We start from the raw sequence: 14,308 nt of genomic DNA on the forward strand, positions 1-14,308 counted from the left end.
TTTTCCTTGCTGCGGCACTTGTTCTTATAGGCTGCTATTTGGTGGTTACAATGCGTCCACCTGTCAGGGAGATGGAGTGAAATGCCAGAATTACCAGAAGTCGAAACCGTTCGTCGCGGATTATTGCCGGCAATGGAAGGCGTGAAGATTGCGGATGCGGCAGTAAATCGTCCAAATCTTCGCTGGATGCTGCCTGAAAATATGGCGGATCGGTTGACTGGTGCCACGGTTACTGCGCTGCGGCGCCGGTCAAAATATATTCTGGCGGACCTCGATAGTGGTGAGACACTTATTATTCACCTTGGAATGTCTGGTCGTATGCTGATCAGTGGCGTTGCGGTGGGTGAATTCGTTCATGAGCACCCCGCGCCACAAAAGCATGACCATGTCGTTCTAAATATGGAGAATGGTGCGCGTGTCACTTTCAATGATGCGCGCCGTTTTGGACACATGGATTTGGGCGAAACAGCGACCCTTGAAGATCACTGGCTGGTGTCATCAATTGGACCTGAACCTTTTGGTAACGGGTTCAACGAATCCTATTTAGTGCAAGCCATCAAGAATCGTGCGTCGCCGATTAAAACAGTACTTCTTGACCAGCGTGTTGTTGCGGGTTTGGGCAACATTTACGTCTGTGAAGTCCTTCACCGCGCAAAAATCTCACCCACACGCAGGGCCTCTAATCTATCCAAAAAGCGGATTGAAAGCTTGGTTCCGATTATTCGTGATGTGTTGAGCGAGGCGATCGAGGCAGGTGGATCATCTCTGCGCGATTATCGGCAAGCCGATGGAGAGCTTGGATATTTTCAGCATACGTTCCGTGCGTATGGACGCGAAGATGCGCCTTGTGTGACCGAGGACTGCACCGGCAAAATCACTCGCATCGTTCAATCTGGACGTTCGTCGTTCTATTGCCCGAAATGTCAAAGATAGCTTGATCGAGGTTGGTTAAGGTTTTAGCGGTTACAATTCGGGAAACAATGGGGCTTAAAATTTCATGGCTTATGAAACGATCAACGTCACGATCGAAGATCGAATTGCACTAATCAAACTTGATCGCCCTGAGGCGATGAATGCGTTGAACGGTCAATTACTTCGTGAATTAGCCGCTGCTGTGGCGCTTGCTGATAACAATGAAAAAGTACGCTGCATCGTTCTGACCGGGTCCGACAAAGCCTTTGCGGCTGGCGCTGATATTACTGAAATGGCCGATAAATCTTTTGTCGATATGTACGTCAGTAATTTCTTTGGTCCCGAAACCCAGCAGTTTTTGCAGGTTCGCAAACCAATCATCGCCGCGGTTGCGGGCTATTGTTTGGGAGGAGGCTGTGAGTTGGCTATGATGTGCGATTTCATTATTGCCGCTGATACTGCAAAGTTTGGTCAGCCTGAAATCAACCTTGGTGTCGTCGCGGGCATCGGCGGTACACAGCGTTTGACGCGGTTGGTAGGGCGTTCAAAATCGATGGATATGCATCTAACAGGACGCTTTATGGATGCGGATGAAGCTTTGGTTTCTGGCCTTGTCAGCCGTAAGGTGCCCGCCAAAAAGCTACTTGATGAGGCACTAAGTATAGCGGCTAAGATTGCTGATAAATCCCAATTAGCGGTGACCTCGGCCAAGCAAGCGGTGCATGCAGCTGATGAAATGTCTTTGTCTGCGGGCTGTGCCTATGAGCGGTCTCTCTTCCAGGCCTTGTTTTCGACCGAAGATCAAAAAGAAGGGATGGAGGCGTTTATTGAAAAGCGCGAAGCCCAATTCCGAGACAAATAGAACGATAACCCTGTTGACTTGAAGGCGACTCGGTCCTAAGTAGCGGCTTCTAGTTTTAACCGAACCCTTGAAGGGAACGAAGATCCATGGCCAATACGCCACAAGCAAAAAAACGCGCCCGTCAAAACGAACGTCGCGCAGCCGTAAACAAAGCACGCCGTACGAACATCCGTACTTTCTTGCGCCGTGTTGAAGAAGCAATTGCTTCTGGTGACCAGACAGCAGCTGCTGAAGCTCTGAAAGTCGCGCAGCCAAAGCTGATGCGCGGTGTTACTAAAGGCATTTTCCACAAGAATACTGTGGCACGTAAGGTATCTCGCCTGAACGCACGCGTTAAAGCAATCGCGTAAGTACCTTATCCTACATTGATTTGAAAGGCGTCCTCTGGGGCGCCTTTTTTGTTTTCAAATAACTAATGAGATCATGCGATAGATTCTTTTTCGAATTACGCGCTGTCAATATTAAAGGCTTATTGAAAGCACTGGTTTTCGGGCGCTACTACTAGTCCAGCGATTCACTGTCTGGGGGGACAGCGCATCTGACAAAGACCTTACGTTGCACAATTAGCAGCGGATTTAGGTGTCAGTAGCGTAGAAAAAGTGGGGCTTTGCTCTGCTTTGCCACATACGTCGTATGTGCGTGTCCTTCATCAACCGAAACGCAGTTAGGCATGCCGCGAGGGCGTTGTTCTCGCGAACGGCGTAGCTTTGTTTTGATAGTAGTTGCTGTGTGAGCGCTTGTGGGAGGCGCTTGCTTGGAAAAATGAAGGGGCAGAATGGAATGACGAAGCAAACGTGGGGTATGGCGCAAGAAGCGCTGGCGCAGACTGTCGGTCAAAACAATTATAAAACCTGGATCGAGCCGATCGGTTTTGCCAGTTTTGACGATGGTGTTGCAGCCCTCACTGTTCCAACTGCTTTTATGGGCAACTACGTCCAATCCAACTATGCAGATGCCATTCTGTACCAGCTGAACATGAACGGCTTGCAGGCTGATCGCCTGAATTTTCAAGTTAGCCGCGGTGCCCCTCGCGCCACCCCTGCTCCTACACCTACGTCTCGCGCCGTTGCCGCAGCGCCAAAAATGGACATGCAGGGCAACCCGCTTAACTCTCAATTCACGTTTGATACTTTTGTTGTGGGCAAGCCAAACGAGTTGGCTCATGCCGCTGCGCGCCGTGTCGCTGAAGGCGGCGATGTTACGTTTAACCCACTTTTTTTATATGGTGGCGTAGGTCTGGGTAAGACCCACTTGATGCATGCGATCGCCCATGAGTTGCAAACCCGTCAGCCTGAGAAACGCGTGCTGTATTTATCAGCTGATCAATTCATGTACCGTTTCATCCAAGCGATCCGCAGCCGGAAAACCATGGATTTTAAGGCCATGCTGCATTCCGTTGATATTCTGATGATTGACGACGTGCAGTTTATCGCGGGCAAAGACAGCACACAGGAAGAGTTCTTTCATACCTTCAACGCGTTGATCAGTGCCAATAAACAGATCATTATTTCTGCAGACCGTGCCCCAGGTGAAATCAAAGACCTTGAAGAGCGGATCAAGTCCCGTCTTCAGTCAGGTCTGATTGTGGACTTACACCCCACGAACTTTGAGCTGCGTCTTGGTATTTTACAATCCAAGGCCGAGATGTACGGCGCTTCCTACCCTGACGTGAAAATCAACGATGACGTGCTAGAGTTTTTGGCGCACCGTATCTCAAAGAACGTCCGCGTTCTTGAGGGCGCGCTAACACGGTTGTTCGCCTTTGCTCATCTTGTGGGCCGCCCTGTTGATCTTGAGTTGGTGCAAGAGTGCTTGACAGATACTCTTCGCGAAAGTGATCGCAAAGTAAGCATCGAAGAAATCCAGCGCGTCGTTTGTGATCATTATAATCTTCGCCAATCCGATTTGGTGGGGCCCAAACGCCTGCGTGCTTTTGCGCGGCCTCGTCAGGTGGCGATGTTCTTGGCCAAGACCATGACACAACGTTCGTTGCCTGAAATCGGACGCAAGTTTGGTGGCCGTGACCACACAACAGTGATGCACGGGGTTAAGAAAATCACAGAGCTTTGTCAGATTGATAGCCATATTGCTGATGATCTGGAAATGCTGCGCCGTACTCTGGAAGCGTAGCAGAAAAGCACTTGCTGCGAGCCTGTTATGAGGTAATCTGCCCGTCCTAGCACCGTGCTTAGTGCGGTTAGAATTGGCGGCAGGAGTGAGTCGATGAAACTCAGCATTGAACGGGCCACGCTTTTGAAAGCAGTGAGCCAAGCGCAATCGGTTGTTGAGCGGCGCAATACAATTCCGATCCTTGCGAATGTTTTGATCGAGGCTGAGGGAAACAGCGTTTCTTTCCGTGCGACCGATCTCGATATCGAGGTTGTTGATAAAGCGGATGCCATGGTTGAGCGCGCTGGCGCGACAACTGTGTCTGCCGTGACATTGCATGAGATCGTCCGCAAATTGCCGGACGGTGCTATGGTTACTTTGACGGATGACAGTGCCGCTGGCCGATTGACCGTTGAAGCTGGACGCTCCAATTTTAATCTTGCGACCCTCCCGAAAGAAGACTTTCCGGTCATGGCGTCGTCTGAGTATCAAACGAATTTTGGCGCTTCGTCACCCGTGCTGCGCCGTTTGTTTGATAAATCAAAGTTCGCGATTAGCACCGAAGAAACACGGTATTATTTGAATGGCGTTTACCTGCATATCGCAGACAGTGATGGGGGCCATGTGCTGCGTGCAGTCGCAACTGACGGTCACCGTCTGGCGCGAATTGATGCGGATATGCCGGAGGGCGCGTCTGGCATGGCTGGCGTTATCGTGCCGCGCAAAACTGTTAATGAACTGCGTAAACTTCTGGATGATGATGAAGTTCAGATCGCCGTTTCGGTCTCAGAGACAAAAATCCGGTTTGCGACACCTGCGATTACGCTGACATCCAAAGTTATTGACGGTACGTTCCCTGATTACACGCGCGTTATCCCACAGGGAAATACGCGTAAGATGGAAGTCGACGCGGCGGACTTTGCAAAGGCTGTCGACCGTGTCGCAACTGTATCCTCCGAGCGCAGCCGTGCTGTGAAACTTCAGCTTGATGAAGACCGTTTGGTTCTGTCAGTGAACGCCCCCGATGCGGGTGCCGCCGAAGAAGAGCTCGCTGTTGCATACGGGGATGAGCGTCTTGAGATTGGCTTCAACGCTAAATATTTGCTTGAAATCGCCAGCCAGGTAGACCGCGAAAATGCTGTCTTCTTGTTCAATTCAGCGGGTGATCCCACGCTGATGCGCGAAGGCAATGATCAATCGGCGATTTACGTCGTCATGCCGATGCGCGTGTGAGTGGACTTCATCTTTCACGTCTGAGCCTGTCCCATTTTAGATCGCACAAACGCGCTGTCGTTGAGTGTGATGCGCGGCCTGTGGCAATATTTGGCGCAAACGGTGCCGGAAAAACCAACCTGATTGAAGCGGTAAGCTTGCTGTCGCCAGGGCGTGGTTTACGCCGGGCATCTGCCGAAGCCATGACCCGCCGTCCAGAGGCATTGGGCTGGAAGGTGGCGGGTGAACTATCTGCTTCCGGTCAAAGTTATGAAGTAGAGACGTGGTCAAAAGATCACGCTGCCCGTCAAGTTAAAATCGATGGTAAAGCGTCCACTCAGATAGCGCTTGGACAGATTGCACGGGTGTTGTGGTTGATCCCTGCGATGGACCGTCTTTGGATTGAGGGCGCAGATGGGCGACGTCGTTTTCTGGACCGCATGGCCATGAGCTTCCACCCGACCCATGCGGAAGCAACCCTGTCATATGAAAAAGCTATGCGCGAGCGGAACCGCCTTCTGAAGGACATGGTGCAGGATCCGCATTGGTACCGCGCGCTTGAATTGAAGATGGCGGATAGCGGTATGGCCATTATGCGCAATCGGCGTGATGCGGTCATGAAGTTGACGGCTGCACAGGGAGCGGCGCAGACAAGTTTTCCGACAGCGAAGTTGTCGTTGTTGGAGGTTGAGGGCGCGCCGATTGGCGACGAGGATGACTTGTTGCAAGCACTGCAAGTCAGCCGTGCACAAGATTTACGGGCAGGTCGTACGCTGGTGGGTCCCCATCGTAGCGATCTTGATGCTGTTTATGCGGTCAAAGACGTTCCTGCGCGAGATTGTTCAACAGGCGAGCAGAAAGCGCTGCTGATCTCGCTGATCTTAGCAAATGCGCGGGCGCTTATTGCAAATGTTGGTGCGCCGCCTCTACTGTTGTTGGATGAAGTTGCGGCACACCTTGATGCAGGGCGTCGCGCGGCGCTTTATGATGAAATTACTGCCTTGGGTGCGCAGGCGTGGATGACGGGGACAGAACCCCATTTGTTTGATGCATTGGGTCAGCGGGCCACGTACCTTGAAGTTGACGCGGATACGGTTCGCCAAGTGAGTGTTTAGTGATGGAGTGGGTGCAGTGCAGGCAAATAGAGTTACATTAATCACTTTAGGTGTCGCCGATTTGGCTGTGTCGAAAGCTTTCTATGCGGCGCTTGGTTGGGTGCAAGAAGAGGCGACGGATGATGTGGCCTTCTACGATATCGGCGGCGCTAAGTTCGGGCTCTATAGTCTTAGGAAAATGGCTGAAGATCTTGATTTGAGCATCGAGGATTTGGGGCGCGGTGCGTCAAATCTGTCTCAAAACTACCCAACCGAGGCCGAAGTCGATGCGGCGTATGACTTGGCATTAAGCGCAGGTGCCAAACCCGTGAAGAAACCAGCGGCTATCTTTTGGGGTGGCTATTCTGGGGCTTTTGCTGATCCAGATGGCCATATTTGGGAAGTTGCGTGTAATCCGTTTTGGCCGCTGAACGACGAAGGACACATTGCATGACCATCGATTTGGCGGGCGCGCTTCTTTATGCAGGTTCGTTGCTTGTCTTGTTCATGACGCCCGGACCCGTTTGGGTTGCTTTGATTGCCCGTGGGTTATCTGGTGGGTTCCAGTCCGCTTGGCCGCTCGCCCTTGGTGTGGCTTTGGGTGACTTCCTGTGGCCAATCGTGGCCATTTTCGGCGTGTCCGTCTTTGTCACTCAGTTTGAGGAATTTATGATCGTCCTGCGATATGCGGCTTCGATCATATTTTTCGTTATGGGATACTCGCTGATCCGTAATTCTGACCGCGCCCTTGGCTCAGACAGTAGGTTAACCCGACCCGGCATGATGGCTGGGTTTGTGGCGGGTATTGCGGTGATCATCGGCAATCCCAAGGCGATCTTGTTCTATGTTGGCGTCTTGCCGGGGTTCTTTGATCTGACGCAGGTAACTTGGCGCGATGCGTTGATGATTTGTACATTGTCGTTTGTTGTTCCGCTGACAGGCAACATGATTTTGGCCGTATTTGTCGAGCGGATCCGCCCAGTTTTAACCTCCAAAACAGGTCTAAAACGGATCAATCTGACCAGTGGAGTATTGCTGATTTTGGTTGGGTTGGTCATTCCGTTTACCTGACGCAAAATATAGCGGTGAGGCGTGACAATCAGCGCTAAACCTCGTATAAAAGTGTGAAAATACGAGGTTACAATCGCATGTCCGACACGCCAGTCACGCCGCAAGAATACGGTGCCGATTCTATTAAGGTTCTCAAGGGGTTAGAGGCTGTTCGTAAGCGCCCTGGAATGTATATCGGTGATACCGATGACGGTTCTGGTTTACACCACATGGTTTACGAAGTCGTTGATAACGGCATTGACGAGGCGCTGGCCGGTCATGCGGATTATGTCACGGTTACAATTCACGGTGACTCGAGCATTTCAGTGCGTGATAACGGGCGCGGCATTCCTGTTGGAATGCACGAAGAGGAAGGCGTTTCTGCAGCAGAAGTCATCATGACACAGCTGCACGCAGGCGGTAAGTTTGACAGCAATTCCTACAAGGTTTCTGGCGGCCTTCACGGCGTCGGTGTGTCAGTTGTAAATGCGTTGTCGGACTGGCTCGAGTTGCGCGTTTGGCGTGATGGGTCCGAGCACATCGCACGGTTTGAGCGCGGCGATACAGTCAAACACCTTGAGCGGGTCGGCCCCTCTGACGAGACAGGTACTGAGGTGCGTTTTCTTTCGTCACTGGAGACGTTCAGCAATCTTGATTACAGTTTTGAAACACTCGAAAAGCGTTTGCGCGAACTGGCGTTCTTGAACTCAGGCGTGCGGATCATTTTGGTTGATGAGCGTCCTGCAGAAGAATTGAAGAGTGAGTTGTTTTACGACGGTGGTGTGAAGGAATTCGTTAAGTATCTGGATCGCTCAAAGTCTTCTGTGATGGATACGCCAATCTACGTTAAGGGTGAAAAAGACGACATCGGCGTTGAAGTCGCGATGTGGTGGAACGACAGCTATCATGAGAATGTGCTACCATTCACCAACAACATTCCGCAGCGCGATGGCGGCACCCACATGGCGGGTTTCCGTAGTGCGTTGACGAGGACCATTCAAAAATATGCCCAAGATACAGGCATCGCCAAACGTGAAAAGGTGAACTTTACGGGTGATGATGCCCGTGAAGGACTGACATGTGTGTTGTCGGTAAAAGTGCCCGATCCGAAATTCTCTAGCCAAACCAAAGACAAACTTGTTTCGTCCGAAGTCCGTCCCGCGGTTGAAAGCCTTGTTGGAGAGAAACTTCTTGAGTGGTTTGGCGAGAACCCCAATGAGGCCAAGATCGTTGTCGGCAAAATCATTGAGGCGGCAATGGCGCGTGAGGCTGCGCGCAAAGCCCGCGAACTGACGCGTCGCAAGACGGCTATGGATGTAAACTTCCTTGCGGGTAAACTGAAAGACTGTTCAGAAAAAGACCCGTCAAAAACTGAAGTTTTCCTTGTCGAGGGTGACTCTGCGGGGGGCTCAGCACAGACTGGTCGTGACCGTCAAACGCAGGCGATTTTGCCCTTGAAAGGTAAGATTTTGAACGTTGAGCGCGCGCGTTTTGATCGCATGCTTGGCAGCCAAGAGATTGGTAACCTTGTGATGGCGCTTGGTACTGGCATTGGCCGTGACGAGTTCAACATTGAAAAACTGCGCTACCACAAAATCGTCATCATGACCGATGCGGACGTCGATGGTGCCCATATTCGGACGCTTTTGTTGACGTTCTTCTTCCGTCAAATGCCCGAGCTAATCGAAAAAGGTTACCTCTATATTGCGCAACCGCCGCTTTACAAAGTGGCACGCGGTAAGTCCGAAGTTTACCTAAAAGACCAAGCGGCGATGGATGATTACCTCATTGATCAAGGGATCGACGGTGCTGTTTTGCAGTTGCAATCGGGTGAAGAGATTTCAGGCCAAGATTTGCGCCGTGTCGTCGAAGATGCACGTCAAATGCGCCGAGTGCTGGAGGCATTCCCAACCCATTATCCGCGCCATATTCTTGAGCAAGCTGCGATCGCAGGGGCTTTTGTGCCGGGCGTTTTGGACGCCGATTTGCAGGGTGTTGCCGACAAAGTTGCAGAGCGTTTGAACCTGATTGCGCTTGAGTATGAGCGCGGCTGGACGGGCCGCCCAACCCAAGACAAGGGCATGCGTTTGACCCGAATTTTACGCGGTGTTGAAGAAGCGCGGGTTCTGGACGGACCTATGCTGCGCAGCGGTGAATCGCGGCGGACAGGTACCATGACCGAAGCACTTCAAGAGGTGTATAGCCTGCCGGCCAAGCTGTATCGCAAAGACCGTACTGTTCCAATTTACGGGCCTCTTGATCTGTTGACTGCTGTCCTTGAGGAAGGCGAAAAAGGTCTGTCGCTGCAGCGCTACAAAGGTCTGGGTGAGATGAACCCGGATCAGCTTTGGGAAACAACTCTGGACCCCGACGCGCGGACACTTTTGCAGGTCAAAATCGAAGATGTGGCGGATGCCGATGATATCTTTACCAAGCTGATGGGCGATGTTGTTGAGCCGCGTCGCGACTTTATTCAGAACAACGCATTGTCAGTTGAAAACCTCGATTTCTGATCCGTCTACATGACCTAAACATTGATGGCGTAGCTTTGTTGAGCTGCGCCATTTTGTTTTGGGGCACATAGAGCACCCATCTTTTTCGCGCCTACTACTTACGCTGAAATACTCAAACATTCGATCGCGGTGGTGTTTGCTCCGCTTACGACGCCATTTGCATCTGGGGTGTGCTCTCGCCAAACAGCATCCCACCCCCCCAAGTCGGACCATGCTTCGCCAAAGGGCACGACAGACAAGTTCGTTGCATGCTCCATTACGGCGTAGTCGATCGAAATATCTTTGACCTTTGTCCATTCATCGGGCGCTAGCCTCAAGAACCCCAAGTCCACAATTGCCTTTTCAACGGCGCGTTTTACGGGCGCCAAAAGCGCCTCTGCGTGGGTTGTGCAGGCTGCAATCACGTCTTTTGCCGCCACGAGGAAGATACCAGCGTTCCACAGATAATTGCCAGCAGCCAGCATCTCCGCGGCTATGTCTGCTGACGGTTTCTCAACAAAGCGAGCCAGTGCGCATGGATTATCGTTAACGGATGGTGTCGCAAGCTCAAGATACCCATAGGCTGTTTCAGCATGGGTCGGCGTGATCCCGAATGTCACTATCTGACCATTTTTCACGGCTGCTAACCCCGTGCTAATAGCCTGTTGGAACGCGCTGACATCAGGGATTAGGTGATCAGAAGGCGCGATCAATAGCACAGCGTCGGGATCCGTTTGTGCCACATGTAGGGCCGCAGCGAGGATCGCGGGTGCCGTGTTTTTGCCATCTGGCTCAATCAAAATGGTTCCGGGATCAATGGCAACTTCTGAGAGTTGCTCCGTCACAATAAATCGGAAATCGGAATTGGTAACGACGATTGGCTTGCGCCATTCAAGCCCATGATCATTTTGTCCAGACACGCGCAGGGCTGAAGCCTGAAAAAGCGTTTTATCGCCAATCAGAGACGCAAATTGCTTTGGATAACTTTTGCGCGATAAAGGCCACAAGCGTGTTCCGGAGCCGCCGCAAAGTAAAACTGGGTAAATATCATTCATAGTAAGTCATCCGTTTGCCTGTCTACCTTTTGGCAGGTCTGCCTCTAGATATCCAAGGATGTTGCGTCATTTAAGGCGTTAGCGCGCGGATGGTTAAGCGCAGGTTAAGCGCCGCGGAACAAAGTGCATGCACCCTTAGTTTGCCTTGTTTGGAGCCATCATGACCACACGTTCACCACTTCTTGATCTGCCGTATATTCAGTCATCTCAGGCGCAAAAGCACCTTACTCATAATGATAGCATCCGGACACTTGATACGCTTGTGCAGCTCAGCGTTTCGGACGCTTCGCTTGCGCAGCCACCACAAGATGCAAGTGCAGATGCTCGCTTTATTGTTGCTGAGCCAGCCCTTGCTGATTGGGCAGGGCACGGTGGCAGTATCGCGCAACTTGATGGGGAAGGTTGGGTGTTTTTCACGCCGCAAATAGGGTGGCGTGTGTGGGCTGCCGCGCAGAACACACTGCTTGTGTGGGATGGCGCTGCTTGGCATGATGTAGTCACACGCAATCACGCCACACTTGGTGTGAATGCGATGGCTGATGAGGTGAACCGATTGGCACTCTCAAGTAAGGCGGCACTGTTTAACCATGATGGCAACGGCCATCAGCTCAAAATCAACAAGGCGTCTGAGCAGGATACTGCGAGTGTATTGTTCCAAACAAATTGGGGTGGCCGCGCGGAACTTGGAACTGTGGCGAATGACGACTTCACTATCAAAGTCAGCAACGATGGAGGCAATTTCCGTTCTGCGATAACAGCCTCAAACGCCTCGGGGCAGGTGAGTTTTCCGTCCGGTTTAGCGGGCAACGGTGCGCGGGACGCTAATCTAATTTTGAACGGCGCCGGTGAGTTGGGGCCTGATATAAATTCGCTGTTGTCTGCCACATTTGACGAAAGCATGGGGCCTGATACGCGGGGCAGTTGGCGGTTGTCTGGGTACACTAGTTGGGTTGAGCTGCCTGACCGCATCCAGTTGAATGCCAACGCGTGTTATGAAGTTGGGGTTGCGGTCTGTCAGGATATCGCAGTTGGGGATTGGTCAGCGTTCAGCGCTGCTGAGCGGCATCAGCAGAGTGTTGCGTTCAATTGTTTTGATAGCGACGGCGCACTGATCGAGGCGCACCATCATATGCGCTATCAAAGCGCGGGTATTGATAGCTTATCTGAGCTTACGGCGCCTTTGGCCGTCGGTGATAAGGTGATTGAAGTCAGTGACGCTAGCGGTTGGAATGACACTAGCGATGCCGCTGAGGACTTAGGTGTAATTATATTTGGCTACCGTACTGCAAATGGACGTTTGTACGAAGGGTATAGCCGGTTGGTTCAGCAAGGCCTTTTTGATGTGGCGGGCGTCGATAAGTCGAACAACCGGATCAGTTTGCTTGCGCCTTGGCCAGCGGCGCTGGGCTCTCCAGATCAGCCTGATGGAACATGGCCCATTGGAACAAAGCTCGCAAATTCTAGCGGTGGCATAACGGCAAGAGCCTGTATTTCTGACGTTGTTCCAAGCGAAACGAATACGTGGTTTCGTGTTAGCTCTTACATTGGCGGCACTGACCTGAGTGGTCAAAATACACCCATGCAGTTCGCGCCGGGGACTGCCTCTGTGCAATTAATTATTGGTGTAAATTCATCAAATATCAGCGGCGGCGCCAACGGATTTCCTGACACTGGACCTAATCATTCTGTATGGTTCGCGGACATTTATATGCGCGAGGCAGCCTTGAGCCACCTTGAGCGTAATGCGTCAAAAGAGCTGACCGTACGTGTGCCGTCATGTGAGAGTGGGACGAACGAACTGGTGTATGCAGTGCCTTCGGTTTCAGTGGTGCGCATTTAGCCGTTTCAAAAGTAATTGAGCGAGGCGTTACACATCGTGTCAGACGCCTCGTTCGTTCTTAACCCTGTAGCATCATTTGCGCACATTTTTCCCCGATCATAATCGCGGGCGCGTTGGTGTTACCGGAAACGATCTCTGGCATGATCGAGCAATCCGCGACACGTAGGCCTTCAATTCCGTGCACCTTAAGTTTGCTATCCACAACTGCATCGGTGCCTTGGCCCATTTTACAGGTGCCAGTCGGATGATAGATTGATGCGGTGTGATTGCGCACCCAATCCAACGTCCCCTCATAATCGTCCATGGCGAGGTCTTTTGTTGGCCGAAACTCCTCAGAAATTTTTGAGTCCAACGGCGCGTGCTTACCGATGCGGCGGGCAATGTTGACGCCCTCAACAATTGTGCGGCAATCGTTTTCTGTTGAAAGGTAGTTGGGAATAATTTTCGGATAATCCATCGGATTGGGTCCGTTTAGACGAATCTCACCGCGCGATTCAGGGCGTAACTGACACACAGACATTGTGAAGGCGGAGAATGGATGCACCCCTTCGCCGGGGCTGTCCGCGGACCACGGTTGAACATGGAACTGCACATCTGGCGTACCAACGTCGGGGCGCGTTTTGAAAAAGCCAGTCGCCAAACTTGCGGCCATCGTCATCGGGCCCGAGCGGAACAGCGCATATTTCGCTGCAATTTTGGCTTGGTTTACGAGGCTACGAACCTCGTCGTTCAGCGTTGGCTCCTTGCATTTAAATACCAAACGAGCCTGTAAGTGATCTTGAAGGCCTTTGCCGACGCCGTCGAGTTTATGCAAAGGGGTGATGCCGTTTTCTGTAAGCTGATCTGTGTCACCAATGCCCGACAGCATCAAAAGCTGGGGTGAGTTGATCGCACCTGAGGACAGCACAATATCGCGTCGTGCGTTCACGGTGTGCTCCTGCCCTGACTTATCAAGGTAGGTCACGCCCGTCGCTTTTTTGCCGTCCAGAACAACACGCTGCACTTGGGCGTTTGTAATGATTTTCAGGTTTGGCCGCTTACGTGCAGGGTTCAAGAAAGCTACTGCGGAACTGCATCGTCTACCGTTGCGTGTAGTAAGCTGAAAGTAGCTGACGCCTTCTTGGTTGGCACCATTATAATCTGGGTTAAATTTGTAGCCGGCCGCTTGTGCGGCGGCGACCCATGCATCGCAAATGGGTCGTTGGATGCGCATGTTTGACACAGACAATCCGCCATCATCGCCGTGAAATTCATCTGCGCCGCGTTCATTTGCTTCTGACTTTTTGAAGAGGGGAAGCACTTCGTCCCAGCCCCACCCTTCGTTGCCCATTTGACGCCAGCGGTCGTAATCCTCTGCTTGGCCGCGCACATAGAGAAGACCGTTGAGTGAGGATGATCCTCCAAGCACTTTGCCGCGGGGCCAGTCAATTGAACGTCCGTTTAGGCCCGGATCGGGTTCTGTTCGGTAGCACCAATCGACCGACGGGTTATGCATCGTTTTGAAATAGCCAACCGGAACGTGGATCCACGGGTTCCAATCGCGACCGCCTGCCTCAAGCAAAACAACCTTATTATTTGGGTCCTCACTAAGCCGGTTGGCGAGCACACAGCCTGCTGAACCAGCACCAACAATGATAAAATCTGCGTCCAATGCAGCGTCCTCCTAGAAGCGGTTGAAAAAA

The 14,308-nt window shown here is 51.9% G+C and carries 12 protein-coding genes; 10 read left to right on the forward strand and 2 right to left on the reverse strand.

Annotated elements, in window-relative coordinates; translation table 11 throughout:
• Positions 1-81 precede the first annotated feature (81 nt).
• The 9 genes from mutM to gyrB all read left to right on the forward strand — a co-directional run bounded on the left by mutM (position 82) and on the right by gyrB (position 9,752).
• Positions 82-933, forward strand: a complete 852-nt coding sequence (gene mutM / locus OLX08_RS08325) for a bifunctional DNA-formamidopyrimidine glycosylase/DNA-(apurinic or apyrimidinic site) lyase (protein WP_391480864.1) — start codon at positions 82-84, stop codon at positions 931-933.
• Between the two features lie 64 nt (positions 934-997).
• On the forward strand, positions 998-1,774 hold the full coding sequence (locus OLX08_RS08330; protein ID WP_391480865.1) for an enoyl-CoA hydratase-related protein: 777 nt from the start codon (positions 998-1,000) through the stop codon (positions 1,772-1,774).
• A gap of 86 nt (positions 1,775-1,860) precedes the next feature.
• The gene (gene rpsT, locus OLX08_RS08335) at positions 1,861-2,124 is read left to right on the forward strand and encodes a 30S ribosomal protein S20 (protein WP_048598610.1); all 264 of its coding nucleotides are present in this window, start codon (positions 1,861-1,863) and stop codon (positions 2,122-2,124) included.
• A 430-nt stretch (positions 2,125-2,554) separates the two neighbouring features.
• Positions 2,555-3,904 (forward strand): chromosomal replication initiator protein DnaA, encoded by a 1,350-nt coding sequence (dnaA, locus tag OLX08_RS08340; RefSeq protein WP_391480866.1) that lies wholly within the window; start codon positions 2,555-2,557, stop codon positions 3,902-3,904.
• 93 nt (positions 3,905-3,997) lie between these two features.
• Entirely contained in the window at positions 3,998-5,116 is a 1,119-nt protein-coding gene (gene dnaN, locus OLX08_RS08345) for a DNA polymerase III subunit beta (RefSeq protein WP_391480867.1), read from the forward strand.
• A complete protein-coding gene (recF, locus tag OLX08_RS08350; protein ID WP_391480868.1) occupies positions 5,113-6,210 on the forward strand; it encodes a DNA replication/repair protein RecF in 1,098 nt (365 codons plus the stop codon). The genes dnaN and recF overlap by 4 nt, the downstream gene beginning before the upstream one ends.
• 16 nt (positions 6,211-6,226) lie before the next feature.
• Positions 6,227-6,643, forward strand: a complete 417-nt coding sequence (locus OLX08_RS08355; protein ID WP_391480869.1) for a VOC family protein — start codon at positions 6,227-6,229, stop codon at positions 6,641-6,643.
• Positions 6,640-7,260: a LysE family translocator gene (locus OLX08_RS08360; protein ID WP_391480870.1), complete on the forward strand. Its 621-nt coding sequence runs from the start codon at positions 6,640-6,642 to the stop codon at positions 7,258-7,260. Before OLX08_RS08355 ends, OLX08_RS08360 begins: the two co-directional genes overlap by 4 nt.
• A 77-nt stretch (positions 7,261-7,337) precedes the next feature.
• The gene (gyrB, locus tag OLX08_RS08365; RefSeq protein ID WP_341247636.1) at positions 7,338-9,752 is read left to right on the forward strand and encodes a DNA topoisomerase (ATP-hydrolyzing) subunit B; all 2,415 of its coding nucleotides are present in this window, start codon (positions 7,338-7,340) and stop codon (positions 9,750-9,752) included.
• A 98-nt stretch (positions 9,753-9,850) separates the two neighbouring features.
• On the opposite strand, the gene OLX08_RS08370 is transcribed toward gyrB, so the two are convergent.
• Positions 9,851-10,786 carry a mannose-1-phosphate guanylyltransferase gene (locus tag OLX08_RS08370; RefSeq protein ID WP_391480871.1) on the reverse strand — a complete coding sequence of 312 codons (936 nt, stop codon included), beginning with the start codon at positions 10,784-10,786 and terminating at the stop codon, positions 9,851-9,853.
• A 160-nt stretch (positions 10,787-10,946) separates the two neighbouring features.
• Here OLX08_RS08370 and OLX08_RS08375 point away from each other — a divergent pair, with 160 nt between their 5' ends.
• The gene (locus tag OLX08_RS08375; RefSeq protein ID WP_391480872.1) at positions 10,947-12,626 is read left to right on the forward strand and encodes a DUF2793 domain-containing protein; all 1,680 of its coding nucleotides are present in this window, start codon (positions 10,947-10,949) and stop codon (positions 12,624-12,626) included.
• 58 nt (positions 12,627-12,684) lie between these two features.
• Here the strand turns inward: OLX08_RS08375 and OLX08_RS08380 are convergent, their stop codons facing one another.
• Positions 12,685-14,277: a GMC family oxidoreductase gene (locus OLX08_RS08380; RefSeq protein ID WP_391480873.1), complete on the reverse strand. Its 1,593-nt coding sequence runs from the start codon at positions 14,275-14,277 to the stop codon at positions 12,685-12,687.
• Positions 14,278-14,308 lie beyond the last annotated feature (31 nt).

Source organism: Nereida ignava, assembly GCF_047114695.1.
In the GTDB taxonomy this organism is placed as follows: Bacteria; Pseudomonadota; Alphaproteobacteria; order Rhodobacterales; family Rhodobacteraceae; genus Nereida; species Nereida ignava.